Here is a 25,380-nt window from a genome sequence, read left to right as displayed (position 1 = left end):
GCGGGAAAGATCGTCAGGAAGCGTAAGGAAATGCCGCATCAGGTGATGCGGCAGGTATTCATTATGCCAGGGTACTAATGCGCGCCAGCTGTTCGAAATAGTCCGGGAAGGTTTTTGCCGTACATTTCGGATCGAGAATGGTCACAGGGGTATCGGACAGCGCCACCAGCGAGAAACACATCGCCATACGGTGATCGTTATAGGTCCCGATTTCGGCAAACTGCAGTTTTGCCGGAGGGGTAACGCGAATGTAATCTTCGCCCTCTTCTACCTCAGCGCCGACTTTACGCAGCTCTGTCGCCATTGCGAACAGGCGGTCCGTCTCTTTTACGCGCCAGTTGTAGATGTTACGCAGCGTGGTGGTGCCTTTGGCAAACAGCGCCGCCGTGGCAATGGTCATCGCCGCATCCGGGATATGGTTCATGTCCATGTCGATGGCGTTCAGTTCGCCGCGGGTACAGGAGATGAAGTCATCGCCCCAGGTGACAATAGCGCCCATTTTTTCCAGCACGTCCGCAAAACGAATATCGCCCTGCACGCTGTTGCGGCCAATGCCGGTCACTTTTACCGTACCGCCTTTAATCGCCCCCGCGGCCAGGAAGTAGGACGCGGATGACGCATCCCCTTCCACCAGGTAGTTACCCGGAGACTGATACCGCTGTGCCCCGCGCACCACGAAGCGCTGGTAAGACTGGTTTTCCACCTCAACGCCGAAGGTTTTCATCAGGTGCAGCGTGATATCAATATACGGTTTGGAGACCAGCTCACCTTTAATCGTGATAACCGTATCCTGTGGGGCCAGCGGCGCGGTCATCAGCAATGCCGTCAGGAACTGGCTGGAGACGCTGCCGTCAACCTCGACGTGTCCGCCGGTAAAACCCCCGCGCAGACGCAGTGGCGGATAGTTTTCCTGCTCCAGATAGTCAATCTGCGCGCCGCCCTGACGCAGGGCATCTACCAGATGACCGATCGGACGCTCTTTCATACGCGGCTCGCCGGTCAGCACGATGTTGTTGCTCCCCAGGCACAGGGCCGCCGCCAGCGGACGCATCGCGGTACCCGCGTTGCCCAGAAACAACTCAAGCTCTTCACTCGACTGCAGCGCGCCGCCGTTGCCGGTCACTTCGCAGCGGGTACGATCGTCAGAGAGTGTGTAATGAACGCCCAACGCTTTCAGCGCATTGAGCATATGGCGCACGTCATCGCTGTCCAGCAGGTTAGTGAGGACGGTGGTGCCGTTTGCCAGAGCTGCCAGCAGCAGAGCGCGGTTCGAGACACTTTTTGAACCAGGCAGATTGATGGTGCCATCTACCCGCGCGATAGGTTGTAACGTCAGGGATTCCATGAAAACTAAACTCTCAACTCAACATAATAAAAACCCCGCAGGGACGCTGCGGGGGTGAAAAACAGCAAATTAACCGTGACGACGTTCAAAGTCGATCATGAAATCCGTCAGGGCCTTAACGCCTTCCAGCGGCATCGCGTTATAGATAGAGGCACGCATGCCGCCCACCACACGGTGGCCCTTGAGCGCGTGCAGGCCTGCCGCGAAGGACTCTTCCAGGAACACTTTGTCCAGGCTGCTGTCCGCCAGCTGGAATGGCACGTTCATGCGGGAACGGTTAGCTTTCGCTACATCGTTGCGGTAGAAATCGCTCTTGTCGATCACGCCATACAGCAGTTCGGCTTTCTGCTGATTCACCTTGTCCATCTGCGCCACGCCGCCGTTTTGCTTCAGCCATTTGAAGACCAGGCCGGAGAGGTACCAGGCAAACGTTGGTGGGGTGTTGAACATGGAGTCGTTATCGTTCAGCACGGTGTAGTCGAGAATCGACGGGCAGGATTTATGCGCTTTACCCAGCAAGTCTTCACGCACGATGACGATAGTCAGGCCCGCAGGACCGATATTTTTCTGCGCGCCCGCATAGATAACGCCGTAGCGGCTGACGTCAAGTGGCGCAGACAGAATGGTGGAGGAGAAGTCGGCGGCAACCACAACATCTTTGCCAAAGTTTGGCGTCTCGTCGATGGCAATCCCGTCAATGGTTTCGTTCGGGCAGTAGTGAAGATAGGCGGCGTTATCAGAAAGCTGCCACTCGCTCATAGGCTTCACGGCGCGCAGGCCGTCAACGGTCACTTTGGCGTCGATAACGTTCGGCACGCAGTACTTGTGCGCTTCTTTAACGGCGCTTGCCGCCCAGTAACCCGCGTCAACGTAGTCAGCCGTCGTTTTGTCACCGAGGATATTCAGCGGTACGCCTGCAAACTGACCGCGGCCGCCGCCGTGGCAGAACAATACTTTGTAGTTCGAGGGAATATTCAGCAGATCGCGAAAATCCTTTTCTGCCTCTTCGGCCACCTGAATAAACTCTTTACCACGGTGGCTGATTTCCATCACCGACGTACCCAGACCGTTCCAGTCACACAGCTCCTGTTGAGCTTGTTTAAGCACGTCTGCCGGTAACATTGCCGGACCTGAACTGAAATTAAAGACTTGAGCCATTTCCCCTCACCACGCTAAAAGCCATAAGTTATAACTGTGGATATCGGTTTTATCATTCAGTGACACGCGCCGCAATGTCTAAAACTTATGACCGGGGAAATGTGCCCCGCGTCACACAAAACATTCTGCCGCCTCGATACGACAAAACCGACAAAATGGCTGTCAGGTAATACGTTTGGCCCGGCTAACCTTCGTCCATTCCGGATTTGCACAGCGGGGGCATAATTGACGATCCCCTGGCTGCATCGCGACAACATGGCTACATCTTACGCAAGCATACTCGCCTGATTCAGGTACCGTTCTGAAACGCTCTATGAGCATATCCGGCAGGATACACAGTCCCGGCTTCACCTCGTCGTCAGAATAGTAATAGACGCTGATTTGGCCGTTGGTTTCCATAATCGCCAGACGCACCTGCCCCAGTTGCTCAACGCTGTTCAGGCGAAGCTCCATAAAGAACTCAAACTCGGTCATATTGGCGCTTTGCACATTTTGCCAGGCCAGTTGGCCGTCCTCGACGATAACCACCGGCTTCCCTTCGAACAGATCTTCCAGCTTTTCGCTTTTCGACATCAGCCACATGACAAGACGGTAAAGTAGCGCCAGCGAGACAAAAACGATAAACACCGGCACCATCGGCACATCGTCATAAAAGGCGACGTCTCCCGCCGCCGAGCCCAGCGTCAGAATGATCAGCACTTCAAACAGCGACATCTGCCGAACGCCGCGACGGCCGGTGATTTTAAGAAACAGGAAGACGAGTACGAAGGTATACAGGCTGCGCAGCGCCACTTCGCCCAGAAATTCAGGAGGAACTTTATCAAACGCCATCCGCTGGAGATCAAATGCTTTCATTTTTCTATGCCTTAACAGTCAGTTACTGTCACTAAGCATAGCCCAGCCATTTATTTTCGCCGGAGATAGCACCCGTCACGCAAAACCCGTATCATTGCGCGCTTTACGTACGATAAAAGTGAACGCCATGACTCAAACGTTTATCCCCGGCAAAGACGCCGCTCTGGAAGATTCCATCACTCGCTTCCAGCAGAAACTGACCGACCTGGGCTTTAACATCGAAGAAGCCTCCTGGCTCAACCCGGTGCCTCACGTCTGGTCCGTGCACATTCGCGACAAAGACTGCGCGCTCTGCTTTACCAACGGTAAAGGCGCGACGAAAAAAGCGGCACTGGCCTCTGCGCTGGGTGAGTATTTTGAGCGTCTGTCCACCAACTATTTCTTTGCTGACTTCTGGCTGGGTGAAACCATCGCCAAAGGTCCTTTCGTTCACTATCCGAACGAAAAATGGTTCCCACTGACCGAAGACGACGAACTGCCGGAAGGGATCCTCGATCAACGCCTGCGCGCTTTCTACGATCCAGAAAACGAACTGACTGCCAGCATGCTGATCGATCTGCAGTCGGGTAACGAAGATCGCGGTATCTGCGCCCTGCCGTTCACCCGTCAGTCTGACGAGCAGACCGTTTATATTCCGATGAACATCGTCGGCAACCTGTATGTGTCCAACGGCATGTCCGCCGGTAACACCCGCAACGAAGCGCGCGTACAGGGCCTGTCTGAGGTGTTCGAGCGTCACATTAAAAACCGCATCATCGCTGAATCCATCAGCCTGCCGGAGATCCCGGCGGACGTTCTGGCGCGCTACCCGGGCGTGGTGGAATCCATCGCGAAACTGGAAGCGGAAGGTTTCCCAATCTTTGCCTACGACGGCTCGCTGGGCGGTAAATATCCGGTTATCTGCGTCGTGCTGTTTAACCCGACTAACGGCACCTGCTTTGCCTCCTTCGGCGCGCATCCTGACTTCGGTGTGGCGCTGGAGCGTACCGTGACCGAGCTGCTGCAGGGCCGTAGCCTGAAAGATCTCGACGTGTTTACCCCGCCAACGTTTGACGATGAAGAAGTGGCCGAGCATACCAACCTCGAAACCCACTTCATCGACTCCAGCGGTTTGATCTCCTGGGATATGTTCAAGCAGGACGCGGACTATCCGTTCGTGGACTGGAGCTTTGCCGGTACCACGGAAGAAGAGTTCGCCACGCTGATGGCAATCTTCAACGCCGAAGATCAGGAAGTCTACATTGCCGACTACGAACACCTGGGCGTTTACGCGTGCCGCATCATCGTGCCCGGCATGTCCGACATCTATCCGGCGGAAGATTTGTGGCTGGCTAACAACAGCATGGGCGCGCACCTGCGTGAGACCCTGCTGTCCCTGCCGGGCAGCGAGTGGGAGAAAGAAGATTATCTCAACCTGATCGCCCAGCTGGACGATGAGGGCCACGATGATTTTACCCGCGTGCGCGAACTGCTGGGTCTGGCGACCGGGAAAGACAACGGCTGGTACACCCTGCGCATCGGCGAACTGAAAGCGATGCTGGCGCTGGCGGGCGGCGATCTGGATCAGGCCCTGGCCTGGACCGAATGGACCATGGAGTTTAACCAGTCGGTCTTCTCCGCCGAGCGCACCAACTATTACCGCTGCCTGCAAACCCTGTTGCTGCTTGCACAGGAAGACGATCGCGAGCCACTGCAGTACCTGAACGCTTTCGTACGTATGTACGGTGCTGAAGCGGTTGAAGCCGCCAGCGCGGCGCTGAGCGGTGAAGAGCCGTTCTACGGTCTGCAGGCAGTTGACAGCGATCTGAAAGCCTTCCCGGCGCATCAGTCTCTGCTGAAGGCCTATGAAAAGCTGCAGAAAGCAAAAGCCGCTTACTGGTCAAAATAAGCGCACATAACATTAACAGCAGTAGGCGTATTCAATCGTCTGGGCTATATTACGGGGCAATTTCATTGCCCCGTTTTTTATTCTCTTCGGCAATGATTATTGATTGTAATAATAAAGTTAAACATGGGTAAATATAATAATATTTGCCTGGGCTTTATTGTTACTTTTTATGGTAAATACCCCATATTAATTAACTGTTTCGAAGGGGGCCGAACGAAAAAATTCAACTCTTTTCATAACTTTTAAAATTTATTTTTATACGGATAATCAAATACTTACTCCGCATTTGTTGTAAAACCATACACACTGCGGGCCTATAAGCCAGGCGAGATATGATCTATATCAATTTCTCTTCTATAATGCTTTGTTAGTATCTCGTCGCCGACTTAATAAAGAGAGAGTTAGTGTGAAAGCTGACAACCCTTTTGATCTTTTACTCCCCGCCGCGATGGCAAAAGTTGCCGAAGAAGCGGGTGTCTATAAAGCAACGAAACACCCGATGAAGACGTTCTATCTGGCGATCACCGCAGGTGTGTTCATCTCAATCGCTTTCGTCTTCTACATCACCGCCACCACCGGTACTGCCGGAATGCCTTTCGGCATAGCTAAACTGATTGGCGGTATTTGCTTCTCACTGGGCCTGATTCTCTGCGTCATCTGCGGCGCCGACCTCTTCACCTCAACGGTGCTGATTGTCGTGGCAAAGGCCAGCGGAAGAATTACCTGGGGTCAACTGGCGCGCAACTGGCTTAACGTCTACGTTGGTAACCTGATTGGCTGTCTGCTCTTTGTTCTGTTGATGTGGCTCTCTGGCGAGTATATGACCGCCAACGGCGGCTGGGGCCTTAACGTCCTGCAGACCGCCGACCACAAAATGCATCACACATTTATCGAAGCCGTTGCTCTCGGCATCCTCGCAAACCTGATGGTCTGCCTGGCGGTCTGGATGAGCTACTCGGGTCGTAGCCTGATGGATAAAGCCATGATTATGGTTCTGCCGGTTGCGATGTTTGTTGCCAGCGGCTTTGAGCACAGTATTGCGAATATGTTCATGATCCCGATGGGGATTGTTATCCGCAACTTTGCAAGCCCGGAGTTCTGGACCGCAGTTGGTTCATCCCCGGAAAGTTTCTCTCACCTGACTATTATGAATTTCATTACTGATAACCTGATCCCCGTCACTATCGGGAACATTATCGGTGGGGGTCTGTTAGTTGGGTTGACATACTGGGTCATTTACCTGCGTGGCGACGATCATCATTGATGGTTTTCTCAGGCAGTAAATAAAAAATCCACTTAAGAAGGTAGGTGTTACATGTCCGAGCTTAATGAAAAGTTAGCCACAGCCTGGGAAGGTTTTGCGAAAGGTGACTGGCAGAATGAAGTAAACGTCCGCGACTTCATTCAGAAAAACTATACCCCGTATGAAGGTGACGAATCCTTCCTGGCTGGCGCAACTGATGCGACCACCAAGCTGTGGGACAGCGTAATGGAAGGCGTTAAACTGGAAAACCGCACTCACGCGCCAGTTGATTTTGACACCTCCGTTGCTTCCACCATCACTTCTCACGATGCTGGCTACATCAACAAAGCCCTTGAGAAAATCGTTGGTCTGCAGACTGAAGCACCACTGAAACGCGCAATCATCCCGTTCGGTGGTATCAAAATGGTTGAAGGTTCCTGCAAAGCGTATAACCGCGAGCTGGACCCAATGCTGAAAAAAATCTTCACCGAATACCGCAAAACCCACAACCAGGGCGTATTCGATGTTTACACCAAAGACATTCTGAACTGCCGTAAATCTGGCGTTCTGACGGGTCTGCCAGATGCATATGGTCGTGGTCGTATCATCGGTGACTACCGTCGCGTTGCGCTGTACGGCATCGACTTCCTGATGAAAGACAAGTACGCGCAGTTTGTTTCCCTGCAGTCCGATCTGGAAAACGGCGTAAACCTGGAAGCGACTATCCGTCTGCGTGAAGAAATTGCTGAACAGCACCGCGCACTGGGTCAGATCAAAGAGATGGCTGCGAAATACGGCTGCGATATCTCTGGTCCTGCAACCAACGCTCAGGAAGCTATCCAGTGGACCTACTTCGGCTACCTGGCTGCGGTTAAGTCTCAGAACGGTGCAGCAATGTCCTTCGGTCGCGTGTCTACCTTCCTGGATGCGTACATCGAACGTGACCTGAAAGCAGGCAAAATCACCGAGCAAGACGCTCAGGAAATGATTGACCACCTGGTCATGAAACTGCGTATGGTTCGCTTCCTGCGTACCCCTGAATACGATGAACTGTTCTCTGGTGACCCAATCTGGGCAACAGAATCAATCGGTGGTATGGGCGTTGACGGCCGTACGCTGGTTACCAAAAACAGCTTCCGCTTCCTGAACACCCTGTACACCATGGGTCCTTCTCCGGAGCCGAACATCACCGTTCTGTGGTCTGAAAAACTGCCTCTGAACTTCAAGAAATTCGCCGCTAAAGTGTCCATCGACACCTCTTCTCTGCAGTACGAGAACGATGACCTGATGCGTCCGGACTTCAACAACGACGATTACGCTATCGCTTGCTGCGTAAGCCCAATGGTTGTTGGTAAACAAATGCAGTTCTTCGGTGCGCGTGCAAACCTGGCGAAAACCATGCTGTACGCTATCAACGGCGGCGTTGATGAAAAACTGAAAATGCAGGTTGGTCCTAAGTCTGAGCCAATCAAAGGTGACGTGCTGAACTATGACGAAGTCATGGAGCGCATGGACCACTTCATGGACTGGCTGGCTAAACAGTACGTCACTGCACTGAACGTTATTCACTACATGCACGACAAGTACAGCTACGAAGCCTCTCTGATGGCGCTGCACGACCGTGACGTTATCCGCACCATGGCGTGTGGTATCGCTGGTCTGTCCGTTGCTGCTGACTCCCTGTCTGCAATCAAATACGCGAAAGTTAAACCAATTCGTGACGAAGACGGCCTGGCCGTAGACTTCGAAATCGAAGGCGAATATCCGCAGTTTGGTAACAACGACGCTCGCGTTGATGACATGGCGGTTGACCTGGTAGAACGTTTCATGAAGAAAATTCAGAAACTGACTACCTACCGTAACGCTATCCCGACTCAGTCTGTTCTGACCATCACCTCTAACGTTGTGTATGGTAAGAAAACCGGTAACACCCCAGACGGTCGTCGTGCTGGCGCGCCATTCGGCCCAGGTGCTAACCCAATGCACGGTCGTGACCAGAAAGGTGCGGTTGCCTCTCTGACCTCCGTTGCTAAACTGCCGTTTGCTTACGCGAAAGATGGTATCTCTTACACCTTCTCTATCGTGCCAAACGCGCTGGGTAAAGACGACGAAGTGCGTAAAACTAACCTCGCGGGTCTGATGGATGGTTACTTCCACCACGAAGCGTCCATCGAAGGTGGTCAGCACCTGAACGTGAACGTAATGAACCGTGAAATGCTGCTCGACGCGATGGAACACCCTGAGAAATATCCTCAGCTGACCATCCGCGTATCTGGCTACGCAGTACGTTTTAACTCCCTGACTAAAGAACAGCAGCAGGACGTTATCACCCGTACTTTCACTCAGTCCATGTAAGTGGAATTGACTGAAATCACGCGTTAAAAAGCGTACAATAAAGGCTCCACGCAAGTGGGGCCTTTTTAACACCCTCGCTTCATCAGTCTCTTTTGTCCGCTATCTATACTCTATGGATAACAGCCAAAACAGACTCGACATAGCCTTTGAGCTGTGCAACTACACAGGCCCCCGGATGGGCCAAATTCGGAGATATCACCGCAATGTCAACTATTGGTCGCATTCACTCCTTTGAATCCTGTGGTACCGTCGATGGCCCGGGGATCCGCTTTATTACCTTTTTCCAGGGCTGCCTGATGCGCTGCCTGTACTGCCATAACCGTGATACCTGGGACACGCACGGCGGTAAAGAAGTCACCGTGGAAGATTTGATGAAAGAGGTGGTGACCTACCGCCACTTTATGAATGCGTCCGGCGGTGGCGTGACCGCGTCCGGCGGTGAAGCTATTCTGCAGGCTGAGTTTGTCCGCGACTGGTTCCGCGCCTGCCGTAAAGAAGGTATTCATACCTGTCTCGACACCAACGGCTTTGTGCGCCGCTACGATCCGGTTATTGATGAACTGCTCGAAGTGACCGATCTGGTGATGCTCGATCTCAAACAGATGAACGATGAGATCCACCAGAATTTGGTTGGCGTTTCTAACCACCGTACGCTGGAGTTTGCCAAGTACATTGCCGACAAAGGCATCAAAACCTGGATCCGCTACGTTGTAGTTCCCGGTTGGTCAGATGACGATGATTCCGCGCACCGCCTGGGGGAATTTACCCGCGACATGGGCAACGTCGAGAAAATTGAGCTTCTGCCCTATCACGAACTGGGTAAGCATAAATGGGTGGCGATGGGCGAAGAGTACAAACTCGATGGCGTGAAGCCGCCGAAGAAAGATACGATGGAGCGCGTGAAAGGTATTCTTGAGCAGTACGGTCACAAGGTCATGTATTAAAGAGAAGGCCCGGTGAGAACCGGGCCTTTTTATATTCTATTTAAAGACGCCGTTAATAACGGAAGTCACAATCGCCGTACTCAGCGCAATTAAGACCAGATCGTCACCCACGACGCGCCATTCATAGCCAGGGTAGGAAGGAAGCTGGCCGAGCATAGACGCTGGCACGGTTTTCTTCGCAATGCCCGGAGGCAGTGGTTTACCGCGAGCGAGGTTTTTTGCAATACCCGGAGGCAGAGACTCATAGCCCGTTAAGCCGTAATTCAGTGCCAGGTGGCGGGCATGATCGAAGCTCACGCGAGCATCAACGTCATTACCGACATCTTTGCTGTTTTTGAAGCTCTTATCCGATTTTCCAGGGTTATCCTTTCCGCTATTTTGCTTATTACCATGGTTACCGGAGTTACCAGAATTCCCGTTACCATGATTGCCGCCATTACCTTGTCCGCCACCGTTTCCGTGACCACCGCCGTTCCCGTTACCAGGATTAGCCATGACCGGAGCCGTTGCAAACGTTAAAGACAACACTACGGCAAGTGCGGTAGTGGAAAAACGACGTATAGACATGATTGTTGCCTTTTAGTGGTAGAACTCATTTGAATTATCGCCAGGCGGGAAAAACAAACAATACGTAAAAGTCTTATATGTGACAGGGATAAAAAAGCCTGTCTATGACAGGCTTTTATTTAATCAGGCGTGAGCCACAGGCGTTGGATGCTCGCCTGCTTTACGCAGTAGCATTAAGAGATAAATAAACGACACGCTGGCGATCATGATAAACAATAAATTATCGGAATAATTCTGCATCAGCATCGCGGTAAACGTCGGCCCTAATAAGCTGCCGATGGTATAGCTCAGTAACAGCGCCTGGTTCATTGCCACCAGCTGGTGATGTTCGACTTTCTCACAGGCCCAGGCCATCGCGACCGGATAGAGCGTAAAGCCGGCGGCCCCGAGAATAAACAGCGCGGGCGCCATCGCGGCGTTGCTGAGCATGGCGAGGCATCCCATGATCACCACGAAGACCTGAACGCGCAGCACCAGCAGACGACCAAAGCGGTCCGCCAGGCGGCCAATCGGCCACTGACCCACAATACCCGCGCTCACCATCACCGCCATCCAGAAGCCAATTCCGGAATCACTGACCCCCTGGTGGTTCAGGTAGAGCGGCATCAGGCCGTAGAGCGAGCCCAGTACAATCCCTGAGATAATGCAGCCGTTAACGCCCAGACGCGCCTGACGGAGTCTCAGCATTGGCCAGACGTGGGTCGCTTCCTGATGTTCGCTGTTTTGGTTCACAATGCGCGTAAAGAGCAGCGGCAGGATCGCCGCCAGCACCATGCCTGTCACCCACGGCAGCACGCTCATCAGGTCGGTTGGCAGCTTGCTGACCATCAGTTGACCCAGCACGGTGCCGACGTAGTAAACCATCATGTAGGCCGCCAGCAGACGTCCGCGGTTGCGGGAGGTGCCGCTGCACATCAGCGCACTTTCAACCACCACCCAAATCATCGCGCAGCCGATACCGGCGATAAAGCGCCACGCCATCCAGCTCCAGAAGCCGACCATCAGACCCAACCCGGCGCACCCGGCAGCGAAAATCAGCGACGCCAGATAATAGCTGCGATTAAAGCCGAAGCGCTTAATCAGGCTCCCGGTTAATAACGTGCCCAGCAGGTTCCCGGTGAAAAAGGACGAGCTGACCATACCCACCTGCCAGGTCGGTAAGTTTTCATGGGCGAGCCACAGCGGGACGAGCGTGTTTAACACTGCGATCGCCAGGGTCAACAGAAGCAGGCCACAGAGCAACAGGAGCACTGGCCGGGTATAGGTGGTCATGGATTAAAAACCGTGAGGAAGTTCAGATTTCGTGCGCATCATGCCACTGGCAAAAACAAAGTCAATCCACTGATTTAGCTGGCTCGCACAATATGTTCCCTGTCGATTTAAAAAACTTATCCTGCTAATGCAGCGCCTGCTATAGATATTAATTATGTGTCTGTTTTTATTTATTAATGACCGAAATTAAAACAAAACGACAGTCGAAAAATTTCATGATCGAAAAAAGAAAAAGCCGGGCGCTCAGGCCCGGCTTGATATAACTAAATGCAACGTTAACTGGCGATAGCCATACCAACGGTCATATGCAACCCGTAGAAAATGCCGCGACCAATCAACTCCCCTGCCAGTACCAGCACAAAGGCCAGTGACAGCAGCGGCAGCGCGGGCTGATAACCTTTAAGCTGAGGAGCGATCCAGAATACCAACGCCGCGACCAGCAGAACGATGCGCCAGGCCATCAGAGAACCGTAATCAGGAACCAGGGCGGACGCCTGCTGAATGGAGCTGTGAATAGTTGCCAGCTCAGCCCCCTGCATCAGAGCAACCATCGCACTCACCACCAGCGCCAGCAGCGAAACGGCGGGCAGAAGACGCATTGCCCACCCGTCGATACCCGCCACGCGCAGCAGCAGGTAGCCCAGCAGCGGCCCGCCGATAAACATCGTCAGGAAGAAGCTCATCGGCGTCCAGACGCTGTACCAGGTTGGGACGGTATCGATGGTGTTATAGACGCGCACCATCATCCACACGAACACTACGCCCAGCACCATGGTGACGATCAGCCACAGGCTTCGCAGACCCGCAGGCAATTTCTTCATCGCGGCCAGCAGCCAGCCCAGCCCGCCGACGGCAAAGAAAATTGCCCCGCTCGCAATCTCGTTACTGAGGGACGACGCTCCTACGCGGTTCAGAGAGTTAAACGCGCGCATCGGCGAACCCAGGTGCAGCGTGGAGGCGATAAAGCCAATTCCCATCAGCACCCACAGACCAAACATGCTCAACACCAGACGCTGCTGCTGTTCAGCGTTGAGATCGCCTTTCAACAGCGCCAGCGCGAGTACGATGAAGCCGCCCGCTACGCACTGACCAAAGACCGTGAAGATCATCAGCGGCCATTCATGCCATCCACTTCCCATCTTACACCTCCTTCGGATTTGCCAGGTAGCCGGTGGTGTCACCCGTTGGACGGCTGTTGGCGTTAGGTTTAATGACAATACTCGGCTTCGTGAAGTGCGCTGACGGCAGCGGCGCCACTGCGGCAAGCTCACCGTGTTTTTGTCGCAGCTCTTCAACAGGACCAAAGTCCAGCGCGCGGAGTGGACAGGACTCGACGCAGATGGGTTTCTTACCATCCGCTACGCGGCTGTGGCAGCCGTCGCACTTGGTCATATGCCCTTTGGCGGCGTTGTACTGCGGCGCGCCGTACGGGCACGCCATATGGCAGTAGCGGCAGCCGATGCAGACATCTTCATCCACCACCACAAAACCGTCTTCCCGCTTGTGCATCGCCCCGCTCGGGCAGACCTTGGTGCAGGCCGGATCTTCACAGTGGTTACAGGCAATCGACAGGTAATATGCAAAGACGTTCTGATGCCAGACGCCGTTATCTTCCTGCCAGTCGCCCCCGGCGTATTCGTAGATGCGGCGGAAGCTCACATCCGGAGTAAGATCTTTGTAATCTTTACAGGCCAGCTCGCAGGTTTTGCACCCGGTGCAACGGCTGGAATCAATGAAAAATCCATACTGGGTTGTCATCGGTTACTCCTTAAACCTTTTCAACCTGGACAAGGTTTGTGTGGGATGGGTTGCCCTTCGCCAGCGGCGACGGACGTTGCGTGGTCAGCACGTTAATACTGCCCGCCTGGTCGATGCGGTTGGCATCGGGGCTGTACCAGGCCCCTTCCCCCAGCGCCACCACGCCTGGCATCATGCGCGGCGTCACTTTGGCCTCAATGTGTACCTCGCCGCGACCGTTGAAGATACGCACGCGATCGCCATTGCCGATGCCGCGAGCTTTGGCATCCATCGGGTTGATCCACATCTCCTGACGGCAGGCGGCTTTCAGTACGTCGACGTTGCCGTAGGTGGAGTGCACTCGCGCTTTGTAGTGGAAACCGGTCAGCTGCAGCGGGAATTTCGCCGTCAGCGGATCGTTATAGTTTTCAAAACCAGGCGTGTAGATCGGCAGCGGATCGATAACGTCCCCTTCCGGCAGCTCCCAGGTCGACGCGATTTTTGCCAGCTCTTCGGAGTAGATCTCGATTTTGCCCGATGGCGTGGTCAGCGGATTCGCCTGCGGATCTTCACGGAACGCTTTGTACGCCACGTGGTGCCCTTCCGGATCGCGCTGTTTGTACATACCCTGCTTGCGGAAGGTATCGAAATCCGGCAGGTCAGGGATCGCTTTACGGGAAAGTTCATGCAGATGGCGCATCCACCCTTCCTGAGTACGTCCCTCGGTAAACTGCGGCTCAACGCCAAGACGTTTCGCCAGCTCAGAGGTCATCTCATAGATGGTTTTACACTCGAAGCGCGGTTTAATCGCCTGGTCGGTAAAGATCACGTAGGACATGTTGCCGCAGGAGGCGTCCAGCGCGAAATCCATCTGCTCAGAGGCGGTGCAGTCCGGCAGCAGGATATCGGCATATTTCGCCGAGGAGGTCATGTGGCAGTCAATCACCACTATCATCTCGCACTTCTTGTCATCCTGCAGGATTTCATGAGTGCGGTTGATTTCAGAGTGCTGGTTGATGAGACAGTTACCGGCATAGTTCCAGATCATCTTGATCGGCACGTCCAGCTTGTCCTTGCCGCGCACGCCATCGCGCAGGGCGGTCATTTCCGGGCCGCGTTCGATCGCATCAGTCCACATAAACATGGAGATGCTGGTCTGAACAGGGTTATCCAGCGTCGGCATACGTTCAAACGGCACTTCATAAGAGCCTTCACGCGCGCCGGTGTTTCCGCCGTGAACGCCCACGTTACCCGTCAGAATAGAAAGCATTGAGATGGCACGGGTCGCGATTTCGCCGTTCGCATGACGCTGCGGTCCCCAGCCCTGGCTGATATAGGCCGGTTTGGCTGAGCCAATCTCACGCGCCAGTTGAACGATACGCGCCACCGGAATACCGGTGATGGTGGAGGCCCACTCGGGCGTTTTCGCCACGCCATCGCTGCCCTGACCGAGAATATACGCCTTGTAGTGACCGTTAGCCGGCGCGCTGGCGGGCAGGGTTTTCTCGTCATAGCCGACGCAGTATTTATCCAGGAAAGGCTGATCGACGAGGTTTTCGGTGATCATCACCCACGCCAGCGCGGAAACCAGCGCCGCATCGGTACCCGGACGGATTGGGATCCACTCGTCTTCACGTCCGGCACCGGTGTCGGTATAGCGCGGATCGATGATGATCATGCGAGCATTGGATTTTGCGCGGGCCTGTTCCAGGTAGTAGGTTACCCCGCCGCCGCTCATGCGGGTTTCGCCCGGGTTATTGCCAAACAGCACGACCAGCTTACTGTTTTCGATATCAGACGGGCTGTTGCCGTCCGCCCAGCCGCCGTAGGTATAGTTGAGACCCGCTGCAATCTGCGCGGAAGAGTAGTCGCCGTAGTGGTTGAGATAACCGCCGCAGCAGTTCATCAGGCGCGCCACCAGCGTTTTACCCGGCGGCCAGGAGCGGGTCAGCGTGCCGCCGAGCGTCCCGGTGCCGTAGTTCAGGTAGATGGATTCGTTGCCGTACTCTTTGATAAGGCGCTGCATATTGGTGGCGATGATGTCGTAGGCTTCATCCCAGCTAATACGCTCGAACTTCCCTTCCCCACGCTTACCGACGCGCTTCATCGGATACTTCAGGCGGTCCGGATTATACACGCGACGACGCATGGAGCGACCGCGCAGACAGGCGCGAACCTGATGTAACCCTTCGTAGTTATCGTCCCCGGTATTGTCGGTTTCGACATATTTAATTTCACCATCCACTACATGCATACGCAGCGGACAACGGCTACCGCAGTTTACGGTACAGGCACTCCACACCACTTTTTCCGGAGCTGAGGCTGGGGACAGTGCATCTGCCGCCGACGCCAGTCGGGTGAAAGGGAGCGTGAAGGCACTACTGGCTACGGCCAGGCCGCCAATTGCCGTGGTTTTCATCAACCCACGGCGAGTGACCTCGGCAGCCATTAACGCTTCAGGCGCGTTGATTTTCATAAAGACTCACTTTGGTTGCTCACAAAGAAATGAGAGGCGGCATAGACCGCTATATAGTTTTATTTATAACGAATTTCTTCGTTATCAGCTTTTTATGCTGACTTTCATTCGGAAGAGTATTACTACTTTAGAGGGAGAGGTTATTGCTTCGTATCAAATCAAAGGCATAAAAAAAGCGCCCTGAGGCGCTTTTTTGTTTTAAGACAAATTATCAGCCGATGTACTGCTGGCCTTTCATGTATGGACGCAGCACTTCAGGGATCTCGATGCGGCCATCTGCCTGCTGGTAGTTTTCCAGCACGGCAACCAGCGTACGGCCAACGGCCAGACCAGAGCCGTTCAGGGTATGCACCAGACGGGTTTTCTTGTCAGACTTGCTGCGGCAGCGTGCCTGCATGCGGCGCGCCTGGAAATCCCAGACGTTAGAGCAGGAGGAGATCTCACGGTAGGTATTCTGCGCAGGTACCCAGACTTCCAGGTCGAAGGTTTTGCAGGCACCAAAGCCCATGTCACCAGTGCATAGCGCCATACGACGGTACGGCAGACCCAGCAGCTCCAGCACTTTCTCAGCGTGGCCGGTCATCTCTTCCAGCGCGTCCATGGACTCTTCCGGACGAACGATCTGCACCATCTCAACTTTGTCGAACTGGTGCATACGGATCAGACCGCGCGTGTCACGACCGTAAGAGCCCGCTTCAGAACGGAAGCACGGAGAATGTGCTGTCAGCTTAATTGGCAGGTCATCTTCGTCGATGATCTCATCACGTACGAGGTTGGTCAGCGGTACTTCCGCGGTTGGGATCAGCGCGTAGTTGCTGCTGTCTGCCTCTTCGTCCAGCGGGCGGGTATGGAACAGATCGCCGGCAAATTTCGGCAGCTGGCCCGTGCCGTACAGCGTATCGTGGTTAACCAGATACGGAACGTAGGTTTCGCTGTAGCCATGCTGTTCGGTGTGCAGATCCAGCATGAACTGCGCCAGCGCGCGGTGCAGATGGGCAATCTGGCCTTTCATCACCACGAAGCGAGAACCGGTCAGCTTAACCGCTGCTGCAAAGTCCAAGCCCGCGTGCATTTCGCCCAGCGTCACGTGATCGCGCACCTCGAAGTCGAACTCGCGAGGCGTGCCCCAGCGTTTCACTTCAACGTTGTCGTTCTCGTCTTTGCCGACAGGCACGCTGTCGTCAGGAATGTTCGGGATCGCCAGGGCGATATCACGAATTTCGGCCTGAAGAACGTCCAGCTCCGCTTTCGCCTGATCCAGCTCTTCACCCAGTTTGTTCACTTCCAGGCGTAATGGCTCAATATCTTCCCCGCGCGCTTTCGCCTGGCCAATGGATTTCGATCGAGAGTTACGCTCTGCCTGCAGATTTTCAGTTTGTACCTGCAGAACTTTACGACGCTCTTCAAGAGCGCGCAGCTTATCTACATCCAGCTTAAAGCCCCGGCGTGCCAGTTTTTCAGCGACTGCGTCTGGCTCATTACGCAGCAGATTGGGATCGAGCATGCTTATCCTGTGCTTATCGAATTAAAATAGGAAAATGTGACCACAGCCTGCGGCCACAGGGATACTACGCCAACATTACCGCAACGATAGCGCTAACGGTAGCGTTTTATAGGGCTATTTTGATCCTGTCCGGCAAGCCAGGCGAGCTTTTCGCCAATCTTGCCCTCAAGACCTCTGTTTGTGGGGCGATAATAGCGGGTTTGTGCCATTTCCTGCGGGAAATATTCCTCGCCAGCGGCGTAGGCGTTGGGTTCATCATGGGCGTAGCGATACTCCTGCCCGTAACCCATCTCTTTCATCAATTTGGTTGGCGCATTGCGCAGGTGGACCGGCACATCGTAGTCAGGACGTTCGCGCGCATCCGACATCGCGGCTTTAAATGCGGTATAGACGGCGTTGCTTTTCGGTGCACAGGCCAGATAGACAATCGCCTGGGCAATGGCACGCTCGCCTTCCGCCGGGCCTACGCGGGTAAAGCAGTCCCAGGCCGAGATCGCAACCTGCATGGCGCGCGGGTCGGCATTACCAACATCTTCTGACGCAATTGCCAGGCAGCGGCGCGCAACATATAGCGGATCGCCACCCGCGGTGATGATACGCGCGTACCAGTACAGCGCTGCATCCGGAGCGCTGCCGCGCACGGACTTATGCAGCGCCGAAATCAGGTCGTAGAAACGGTCGCCTTTATTATCGAAACGCGCGCTGCGCTCCCCGGCAATTTCGGTCAGCAGCTCCTGCTTCAGCACCCGCTTCCCGGCATCATCCACTTCGGCCATATCGGCCATCATTTCCAGCGTGTTTAGCGCCCGACGCGCATCGCCGTTGACCAGCTCCGCAATCGCACGTCGCGTGTCGTCAGGCAGCACGATATCCTGCCCGCCGTAGCCCCGCGCCTTATCCTCCATCGCCTGCGTGAGGACCTTTTCGATATCCTCGGTGGTCAGGGATTTAAGCAAATAAACGCGCGCGCGGGACAGCAGCGCCGAGTTCAATTCAAACGATGGATTTTCGGTGGTCGCCCCGATGAAGAAGATTGTGCCGTCTTCAATATGCGGCAGGAAGGCATCCTGCTGGCTCTTGTTGAAGCGGTGGACTTCGTCGACAAAGAGAATGGTGCGGCGTCCGGCATTGCGGTTCTGCCGCGCTCGCTCGATCGCCTCGCGGATCTCCTTCACCCCCGACGTCACCGCAGAGATACGCTCAACGTCCGCGTTAGCATACCGGGCGATCACTTCTGCAAGCGTGGTTTTGCCGGTGCCCGGAGGTCCCCAGAGGATCATCGAGTGTAAATGCCCGGCCTCAATGGCGCGCGGCAAGGGTTTCCCCGCAGCCAGCAGATGCTGCTGACCGATGTACTGCGCTAAATTTTCTGGCCGCATACGGGCGGCCAGAGGTTGAAACGCGTTATCTGAAAAATCGAGCGACAGATTGCCCACTCATGCCTCTTACTTATTGCGTTGGTCGTCCACCGTTACGCCCTGCGGCGGGGTAAAGGTGAATTTCGATGCGTCAACGGCGCCGTTCTGCTGAGATTTAAGCTGGTAGCTGCTGCGCTGATCGTCTTGCTCAACCGCGCCGAACTGGTTAATGGTACCGTTGGTGCTTACGTTGATGGTGAACTGCTTCAGGTTGCCGTTGCTGCCTTTCGGCGTCAGGACAAATTCGTCACCCTTCTGTTTAATATTGTACTGCTGCCAGTCGCTGGCCTGGTTGCGGGCAATCAGCATAAACGGCGTGTTGCTGGTCGCGTCCTTCAGCCAGGTCGCCGTGGCCTGCTCAACGAACGGGTTGAAGAACCACAGGGTTTTACCATCTGACACCAAAATACTTTCATCAGGCTGGGTCATATGCCAGTTAAACAGATTAGGGCGTTTCACCCACAAATCCCCCTGTCCTTCCTGCACCGCGTTGCCGCTGCCGTCTGTCACTTTTTGCGTGAAGCTGGCGTGGAAGCTGCTGACTTTGTCCAGTCGGCTTTTAAGGTCGCTGGCTGCATCAGCCCAGACGCTGCTGGCAACAAAACTGGTGAGTAATGCACAGGCGATGGCGATTTTTTTCATTGTTATTCCTTAAAATACGTCTTCCCGAAATGGGGGTTCCGTCATCTATTCTGGACCTGCCCGCAGGCAGGCGACAGAAGAAAATGCTTAATTTTTGCTGATTTACCCTTCTTTGCAAATGTTGAGGGTTAATCAAACGGCGGCGGAGCCAGCACCTCACGGTTACCGTTGTGCCCCTGCTCGCTCACGATGCCCTGCGCTTCCATCTGCTCGATGATACGTGCCGCGCGGTTATAGCCGATGCGGAACTGACGCTGCACGCCAGAGATGGAGGCTTTACGTTTTTCAGTGACGAAGTTAACCGCCTGATCGAATAACGGATCCAGCTCTTCACCGCCGTCAAAGCCACCGCCGCCACCTTCGCTTTCGCTGTCGGAGGTAATACCGTCAACGTACTGCGGACGTCCGCGCGCTTTCCAGTCCTGCACCACCGCGTGTACTTCCTGGTCGCGAACGAACGCACCGTGTACGCGCACCGGTGAGGTGGAGTTCGGGCCGGAGTACAGCATGTCCCCCATTCCCAGCAGAGACTCAGCGCCGCCCTGGTCGAGAATGGTACGGGAGTCAATTTTGCTCGAAACGGTAAACGCGATACGAGTCGGTATGTTCGCCTTAATCAGGCCGGTGATAACATCCACGGACGGACGCTGGGTCGCCAGCACCAGGTGAATACCTGCCGCACGCGCTTTCTGTGCCAGACGCGCGATCAGCTCTTCCACTTTCTTACCGACGGTCATCATCAGGTCGGCGAATTCATCCACCAGCACGACGATATAAGGCAGTTTCTCCAGCACCGGATGCTGTGCATCCATACTGTCACCCGGTTTCCAGTAAGGATCCGGGATTGGACGGCCCATGCGCGCCGCCTCGGCGATTTTCTCGTTATAGCCGGCCAGGTTACGCACGCCCAGCGCAGACATCAGCTTGTAGCGGCGCTCCATCTCGTTGACGCTCCAGCGCAGGGCGTTGGCGGCGTCTTTCATGTCGGTGACCACTTCCGTCAGCAGATGCGGAATGCCTTCGTAGACCGACAGTTCGAGCATTTTCGGGTCGATCATGATGAAACGCACATCTTCCGGCTGCGCTTTGTAGAGCATGCTGAGGATCATGGCGTTCACACCGACGGACTTACCGGAACCGGTGGTACCCGCTACCAGCAGGTGAGGCATTTTCGCGAGGTCAGCCACCACCGGGTCGCCGGCGATATCTTTACCCAACACTACGGTCAGCGGGGATGGGTTATCGCGGAACTTGGTGTTATCCAGCACTTCGCGCAGGTAAACGGTCTGACGTTTCTTGTTCGGCAGCTCAAGGCCAACGTACGGTTTACCCGGAATCACTTCCACCACACGTACCGCAACTGTCGACAGAGAACGCGCCAGATCGCGGGACAGGTTAGAAATGCGCGCGGCTTTGACGCCCGGCGCCAGGTTAAGTTCGAAACGGGTAATAACCGGGCCCGGTGAGTAATTCACCACGTCCGCCTTGATGCGGAAGTCTGCCAGACGGGCTTCCACCAGACGGGCCATCTGCTCCAGAGCAAACGTATCAACCGGCTCGACTTCAGCCGGCGGCGGCGTCAGCAGATCCAGCGACGGCAGCGGCGTGCTCGGACGCTGCAGCGGACGGCTGTCACCGTTACGCATCAGCAGCGGGTGAATCAGGCTCTCCTGAGGCTGTGGCGCTGGCTGCTGGAACTGCGGCGGCTGTTGTTGCGGCTGCTGCGGTTGCGCATACGGCTGCTGAACAGGTTGCTGCGGCTGCGCGTATGTCTGTGCCTGCGGCGCCGGCTGCTGGCGCACAGGCTCTGCTTCAGGCATCACGCTCGGGGTGAACAGAGGCTCGCTCGGACCATCATCCACCAGATCTTTCATTGGTGAGAACTCGAAATCCGATAATGAGAACGGGTTCGCGCCAGCAGGCTGTTCACCGGAGTAACGTTGCTGCTGGGTTGCCGCAAACTGACGCGCTAATTCGGCTTCAGCCGCGTCATCTTCGTCTTCCAGCATCGGTTCATCGTGCTGATAGGCTTCACCGTAGCGCTGATTCTGCTGCGCGGCGAACTGGCGGGCCAGTTCGTCCTGCTGCATTTCATCGGCATCATCTTCATAGTCCGTCTCACGCGCTTTTTCTTCGGCCATCCGCTGGGAAGGCAGCTTGATACCATAGGAGGCAAGCTCACGACGGGTTGGAACGCGGACGCGGTTAGGGCGAGGCAGTTGGGGACCAATTCCCTCTTTCACCTGCGGACGCGGCGCACCGCCCGTTGCCAGGCTAAATACCGGTGCTGCCGCCGCTGAGGCCGCAGTAGCCTGCTTCACGCTTTCCGCTACGGGGGCAACAGCAGGCGTCGGGTCGACCGGCGGAACCGAAACTGAAGGTGCCTTTGTAACCGGCTCCTGCACCGGTTCAGGCACAGGCTGATACCATGCCGCCAGCTGTTCGCGTTCACGAGCCCGGCGTTCTTCAACTTCTTCAAAATAGTACATTGGCGGACGAGACGGTTTCACCTCTTCCACCACCTCAGGTTCAGGCTGAGGCTCCACATAAGGCTGCGCGGGTTCAACCGGTTCAGGCGCATACGCCTGATAAGGCTGGGCCGCAGGCTGCTCATAGTGCTTCGGTTCATACTCAGGTTGCGGCGGCTGATAAGGCTGCTGCCACTGCTCCTGCTGCACAGGGACATAGTTCTCTGGTTCAGGCGCGATAACGGGCTCCGGCGTGTGGACACCCGGTGCAGTCTGCCAGGCAACCTGAGGCTGCTGGATAGCGGATTCCGGTGGTGGAACCGGCGCGGATGGCATCACGGCTTCGACAGGGGCGGCATACGCCTGTGCTGCGGTCGTTGCTGCTGCGGCTGCGGCAACCGGCGCGGTAACGGTATGCCCGTTAAGCAGCGGATCGTATTCATCGAAATCACCCGGCATCGCACGGTTGCCGGAGAAAAGCACATCATCTGGATCTACTGCGCTACCCGCTGCGCGGTACTCAACCTGCTCATCTTCATCCATACGCTTACCGGAGAAGAGCGCCGCATCGGTTTTGCGTCCAAGCGGGTTAGCAAATTTTTCAGCAACGCGCTGGCGACGCGCCAGGGCACCGCGCAGAATACGAGCACGACGAGATTCACGACGCTGCACCGGAACATCGTCTTCCTCTTCGTACTCATCTTCATATTCTTCTTCATCGACCCACGTGTCGTCGCGGCGGGTACGGTTGCTGGCGAAGGTCAGGATCGTAAGAATAAAGCTGCCGATCTTCTCGGCAATGCTCACCCATGACCAGCCGGTAAACAGCGTCAGCCCTGCCGCCCAGATGCAGAGCAGCGCCAGCGTGCCGCCGCTACTGTGAAGCATCGGCTGTAGCGCAGAGCTCAGCAGGCTGCCAATTACCCCGCCGGAGGCGAAGTACCAGATATCATCGGCGTTAATCGCCGCCAGCCCGCAGGAGGTGAGGATCAGCGCCAGCGCGCCAATCAGGCGCAGGGAAACCGCGAAATAATCGATGTAATCATCGTTCTGACGATGACGCCATGCAAACCAGCATCCGCCAATAATAATGACGGGAATGGTGTAGGCCATTACACCGAAAATGAAAAAGAGCGTGTCCGCAAGCCAGGCTCCGGGTACGCCGCCTAAATTATGGATAGGCTCATGCCACGCGGTTTGCGACCAGCTGGGATCGGAAGGGTTGAAACTGAGTAAGGCTGCCATCAGCCAGACGGCAAAAAGGGCAATAACGATCAGCAAAGCCTCGAGGAGACGACGTCCGCTGCTTAGCTTCGATAGTGTGACTTCTTTGTCTTCAGTGTATTCCTGGCTCAAGAAAGGCTCTCCAGGTATCAGGCATATCCTGCCTGTTTGCTAAAACGGACAACAGCGCCGGGGCTCCCCGGCACTGTTGCTGTATGGATTAACAGGAGTGTAATCAAACTACGCTGATTTTGCACCTGTTCCGTGTTAGCGCGTCTTAATAACCAGACGATTGCTCTGTTTGACCTCTTCCATCACCACATAGGTACGGGTGTCGTTCACGCCTGGCAGACGCAGCAGGGTTTCCCCCAGCAGCTTACGGTAGGCGGACATATCAGGCACACGGGTTTTCAACAGGTAGTCGAAATCACCGGACACCAGATGACACTCTTGAATTTCTTCAAGTTTTTGTACAGCGGCGTTAAATTGCTCAAACACATCCGGCGCACCACGATTCAGAGTAATCTCAACAAATACCAGAAGTGAGGCATCCAGATAATGCGGGTTCAGCAGAGCCGTATAGCCCTGAATAAAACCCTGTCTTTCCAGTCGGCGCACACGCTCAAGGCACGGCGTCGGGGAAAGTCCCACACGTTTTGAAAGCTCGACGTTGGAAATACGCCCATCCTTTTGCAATTCATTAAGAATGTTACGATCGATACGGTCGAGATCTTTGCCAGGGCGCTTCTTGCTATCTACCATTATTATTGTCTCTCTGTATTCCTTCCCTACTCCTGCCTGGACCCTGTGCACATCACTGTTCAGAGCCTGTACCCGTTAGTCATCACATCGCCTGGTTATGTATTAGACGCGATGCGGATTCGGGTTCTGTTGGTAAGAAGACCGCTGCCCGAAGGCTGTCACCGACATCACGTATGGCGTCTGTCCACGCCATGCGTAGATTTCACTGACACGGTAAAAATGGCATTTACGTGCATGCCTATGCGGCATACGGTTAACGCGGTTTTTTTTCTTCCTTGAATGTTTTCGCAAATGCGCAGGGGATTGTCAAAGCAAAACATCGTTTTTTAGTACAAGATGCCGGATATTCATTACGGGGGGGTATTAATCCTCATTTTACTGCCTTATAAACGAGCGGTTTTAAGTAGAAAACGTGATGTAACGGCGCAAGATTCATCAGGCGCAGCTATTGCATATATCGAAAGCAAAATCCCAGCGCTCTTTTTTTACGGCAACAAATTCCCTACAATCCAGCCCATTGCCTGCCAACAACAATGGGGATCTCATGGGCACGACCAAACACAGTAAGTTGCTAATCCTTGGTTCTGGACCTGCGGGATATACCGCGGCGGTCTATGCTGCACGCGCAAACCTGCAGCCGGTACTGATCACTGGCATGGAAAAAGGCGGTCAGTTGACCACCACCACGGAAGTGGAAAACTGGCCGGGCGACCCGAACGACCTGACCGGGCCGCTGCTGATGGAACGCATGCACGAGCATGCTGCTAAGTTCGAAACCGAAATCCTGTTCGACCACATCAACAAGGTTGACCTGCAGAACCGTCCGTTCCGCCTGACGGGCGACAGCGGCGAATACACCTGCGACGCGCTGATCGTCGCTACCGGGGCCTCTGCCCGCTACCTCGGCCTGCCGTCTGAAGAAGCGTTCAAAGGCCGCGGCGTCTCTGCCTGCGCCACCTGCGACGGTTTCTTCTATCGTAACCAGAAAGTCGCGGTTATCGGCGGCGGCAACACCGCGGTGGAAGAAGCGCTTTACCTGGCGAACATTGCCTCTGAAGTGCATCTGATCCACCGTCGTGACACCTTCCGCGCCGAGAAGATCCTGATTAAGCGCCTGATGGATAAAGTGGCGAGCGGCAACATCGTGCTGCACACCAACCGTACCCTGGAAGAAGTCACGGGCGATCAGATGGGCGTTGCGGGTCTGCGCATTCGTGATACCCAGAACACCGATAACGTCGAAACGCTGGAGGTGGCGGGTCTGTTTGTGGCTATCGGCCACAGCCCGAATACCGCGATCTTCGAAGGCCAGCTGGAGCTGGAAAACGGGTACATCAAAGTGCAGTCCGGCAGCCACGGTAACGCGACCCAGACAAGCATCCCGGGCGTGTTCGCTGCCGGTGACGTAATGGACCATATTTACCGTCAGGCGATCACCTCTGCGGGCACCGGCTGTATGGCCGCGCTGGACGCTGAACGCTATCTCGATGGACTGGCTGAACAAGGTAAATAATCTTTACAA

18 protein-coding genes are annotated in these 25,380 nt (G+C 55.1%); 5 read left to right on the top strand and 13 right to left on the bottom strand.

Annotation, left to right across the window (positions count from 1 at the left end; genetic code table 11):
- Positions 1 to 61: 61 nt before the first annotated feature.
- The 3 genes from aroA to HBM95_07835 form a co-directional block, all read right to left on the bottom strand.
- The gene (gene aroA / locus HBM95_07845; GenBank protein ID NIH42842.1) at positions 62 to 1,345 is read right to left on the bottom strand and encodes a 3-phosphoshikimate 1-carboxyvinyltransferase; all 1,284 of its coding nucleotides are present in this window, start codon (positions 1,343 to 1,345) and stop codon (positions 62 to 64) included.
- A gap of 69 nt (positions 1,346 to 1,414) precedes the next feature.
- Entirely contained in the window at positions 1,415 to 2,503 is a 1,089-nt protein-coding gene (serC, locus tag HBM95_07840; GenBank protein ID NIH42841.1) for a 3-phosphoserine/phosphohydroxythreonine transaminase, read from the bottom strand.
- Between the two features lie 162 nt (positions 2,504 to 2,665).
- Positions 2,666 to 3,358: a DUF421 domain-containing protein gene (locus HBM95_07835; protein NIH42840.1), complete on the bottom strand. Its 693-nt coding sequence runs from the start codon at positions 3,356 to 3,358 to the stop codon at positions 2,666 to 2,668.
- A gap of 127 nt (positions 3,359 to 3,485) precedes the next feature.
- Between HBM95_07835 and HBM95_07830 the strand changes: the two genes are divergently transcribed.
- From HBM95_07830 to pflA, 4 genes are all read left to right on the top strand, one after another.
- Positions 3,486 to 5,246: a 30S ribosomal protein S12 methylthiotransferase accessory protein YcaO gene (locus tag HBM95_07830; protein NIH42839.1), complete on the top strand. Its 1,761-nt coding sequence runs from the start codon at positions 3,486 to 3,488 to the stop codon at positions 5,244 to 5,246.
- 406 nt (positions 5,247 to 5,652) lie between these two features.
- Complete coding sequence (focA, locus tag HBM95_07825) at positions 5,653 to 6,510, top strand: formate transporter FocA (protein NIH42838.1); 858 nt, start codon at positions 5,653 to 5,655, stop codon at positions 6,508 to 6,510.
- A 51-nt stretch (positions 6,511 to 6,561) separates the two neighbouring features.
- A complete protein-coding gene (gene pflB, locus HBM95_07820) occupies positions 6,562 to 8,844 on the top strand; it encodes a formate C-acetyltransferase (protein NIH42837.1) in 2,283 nt (760 codons plus the stop codon).
- A gap of 203 nt (positions 8,845 to 9,047) precedes the next feature.
- Complete coding sequence (gene pflA / locus HBM95_07815; GenBank protein ID NIH42836.1) at positions 9,048 to 9,788, top strand: pyruvate formate lyase 1-activating protein; 741 nt, start codon at positions 9,048 to 9,050, stop codon at positions 9,786 to 9,788.
- 36 nt (positions 9,789 to 9,824) lie between these two features.
- On the opposite strand, the gene HBM95_07810 is transcribed toward pflA, so the two are convergent.
- From HBM95_07810 to lrp, 10 genes are all read right to left on the bottom strand, one after another.
- Positions 9,825 to 10,355 (bottom strand): RcnB family protein, encoded by a 531-nt coding sequence (locus HBM95_07810; protein ID NIH42835.1) that lies wholly within the window; start codon positions 10,353 to 10,355, stop codon positions 9,825 to 9,827.
- Positions 10,356 to 10,478: 123 nt separating this feature from the next.
- Complete coding sequence (locus tag HBM95_07805) at positions 10,479 to 11,627, bottom strand: MFS transporter (GenBank protein NIH42834.1); 1,149 nt, start codon at positions 11,625 to 11,627, stop codon at positions 10,479 to 10,481.
- 275 nt (positions 11,628 to 11,902) lie between these two features.
- On the bottom strand, positions 11,903 to 12,766 hold the full coding sequence (locus HBM95_07800; GenBank protein ID NIH42833.1) for a dimethyl sulfoxide reductase anchor subunit: 864 nt from the start codon (positions 12,764 to 12,766) through the stop codon (positions 11,903 to 11,905).
- Position 12,767: 1 nt separating this feature from the next.
- A complete protein-coding gene (gene dmsB, locus HBM95_07795; GenBank protein ID NIH42832.1) occupies positions 12,768 to 13,385 on the bottom strand; it encodes a dimethylsulfoxide reductase subunit B in 618 nt (205 codons plus the stop codon).
- 10 nt (positions 13,386 to 13,395) lie between these two features.
- Positions 13,396 to 15,840 carry a dimethylsulfoxide reductase subunit A gene (dmsA, locus tag HBM95_07790; GenBank protein ID NIH42831.1) on the bottom strand — a complete coding sequence of 815 codons (2,445 nt, stop codon included), beginning with the start codon at positions 15,838 to 15,840 and terminating at the stop codon, positions 13,396 to 13,398.
- A 211-nt stretch (positions 15,841 to 16,051) separates the two neighbouring features.
- Positions 16,052 to 17,344, bottom strand: a complete 1,293-nt coding sequence (gene serS / locus HBM95_07785) for a serine--tRNA ligase (protein ID NIH42830.1) — start codon at positions 17,342 to 17,344, stop codon at positions 16,052 to 16,054.
- Positions 17,345 to 17,436: 92 nt separating this feature from the next.
- Entirely contained in the window at positions 17,437 to 18,780 is a 1,344-nt protein-coding gene (gene rarA / locus HBM95_07780) for a replication-associated recombination protein RarA (GenBank protein ID NIH42829.1), read from the bottom strand.
- Positions 18,781 to 18,789: 9 nt separating this feature from the next.
- A complete protein-coding gene (lolA, locus tag HBM95_07775; protein NIH42828.1) occupies positions 18,790 to 19,404 on the bottom strand; it encodes an outer membrane lipoprotein chaperone LolA in 615 nt (204 codons plus the stop codon).
- Between the two features lie 128 nt (positions 19,405 to 19,532).
- On the bottom strand, positions 19,533 to 23,228 hold the full coding sequence (locus tag HBM95_07770) for a DNA translocase FtsK (GenBank protein ID NIH42827.1): 3,696 nt from the start codon (positions 23,226 to 23,228) through the stop codon (positions 19,533 to 19,535).
- A 135-nt stretch (positions 23,229 to 23,363) separates the two neighbouring features.
- Positions 23,364 to 23,858, bottom strand: coding sequence for a leucine-responsive transcriptional regulator Lrp (gene lrp / locus HBM95_07765; GenBank protein NIH42826.1), 495 nt, complete (start codon positions 23,856 to 23,858; stop codon positions 23,364 to 23,366).
- Positions 23,859 to 24,402: 544 nt separating this feature from the next.
- On the opposite strand from lrp, the gene trxB reads away from it, so the two are divergent.
- On the top strand, positions 24,403 to 25,371 hold the full coding sequence (trxB, locus tag HBM95_07760) for a thioredoxin-disulfide reductase (protein NIH42825.1): 969 nt from the start codon (positions 24,403 to 24,405) through the stop codon (positions 25,369 to 25,371).
- Positions 25,372 to 25,380: the final 9 nt, after the last annotated feature.

The sequence above is a fragment of the Enterobacter asburiae genome (assembly GCA_011754535.1).
GTDB lineage: Bacteria > Pseudomonadota > Gammaproteobacteria > Enterobacterales > Enterobacteriaceae > Enterobacter > Enterobacter cloacae_N.
The sequence above is the reverse complement of the archived record's forward strand: the minus strand, read 5'-3'. Positions and strand labels throughout refer to the sequence as shown.

Bases quoted from the DNA above. Each gene is read 5' to 3' on its own strand.
- aroA (NIH42842.1), bottom strand. From the start codon at position 1,345: ATGGAATCCCTGACGTTACAACCTATCGCGCGGGTAGATGGCACCATC.
- serC (NIH42841.1), bottom strand. From the start codon at position 2,503: ATGGCTCAAGTCTTTAATTTCAGTTCAGGTCCGGCAATGTTACCGGCA.
- HBM95_07835 (NIH42840.1), bottom strand. From the start codon at position 3,358: ATGAAAGCATTTGATCTCCAGCGGATGGCGTTTGATAAAGTTCCTCCT.
- HBM95_07830 (NIH42839.1), top strand. From the start codon at position 3,486: ATGACTCAAACGTTTATCCCCGGCAAAGACGCCGCTCTGGAAGATTCC.
- pflB (NIH42837.1), top strand. From the start codon at position 6,562: ATGTCCGAGCTTAATGAAAAGTTAGCCACAGCCTGGGAAGGTTTTGCG.
- pflA (NIH42836.1), top strand. From the start codon at position 9,048: ATGTCAACTATTGGTCGCATTCACTCCTTTGAATCCTGTGGTACCGTC.
- HBM95_07810 (NIH42835.1), bottom strand. From the start codon at position 10,355: ATGTCTATACGTCGTTTTTCCACTACCGCACTTGCCGTAGTGTTGTCT.
- HBM95_07805 (NIH42834.1), bottom strand. From the start codon at position 11,627: ATGACCACCTATACCCGGCCAGTGCTCCTGTTGCTCTGTGGCCTGCTT.
- HBM95_07800 (NIH42833.1), bottom strand. From the start codon at position 12,766: ATGGGAAGTGGATGGCATGAATGGCCGCTGATGATCTTCACGGTCTTT.
- dmsB (NIH42832.1), bottom strand. From the start codon at position 13,385: ATGACAACCCAGTATGGATTTTTCATTGATTCCAGCCGTTGCACCGGG.
- dmsA (NIH42831.1), bottom strand. From the start codon at position 15,840: ATGAAAATCAACGCGCCTGAAGCGTTAATGGCTGCCGAGGTCACTCGC.
- serS (NIH42830.1), bottom strand. From the start codon at position 17,344: ATGCTCGATCCCAATCTGCTGCGTAATGAGCCAGACGCAGTCGCTGAA.
- lolA (NIH42828.1), bottom strand. From the start codon at position 19,404: ATGAAAAAAATCGCCATCGCCTGTGCATTACTCACCAGTTTTGTTGCC.
- lrp (NIH42826.1), bottom strand. From the start codon at position 23,858: ATGGTAGATAGCAAGAAGCGCCCTGGCAAAGATCTCGACCGTATCGAT.
- trxB (NIH42825.1), top strand. From the start codon at position 24,403: ATGGGCACGACCAAACACAGTAAGTTGCTAATCCTTGGTTCTGGACCT.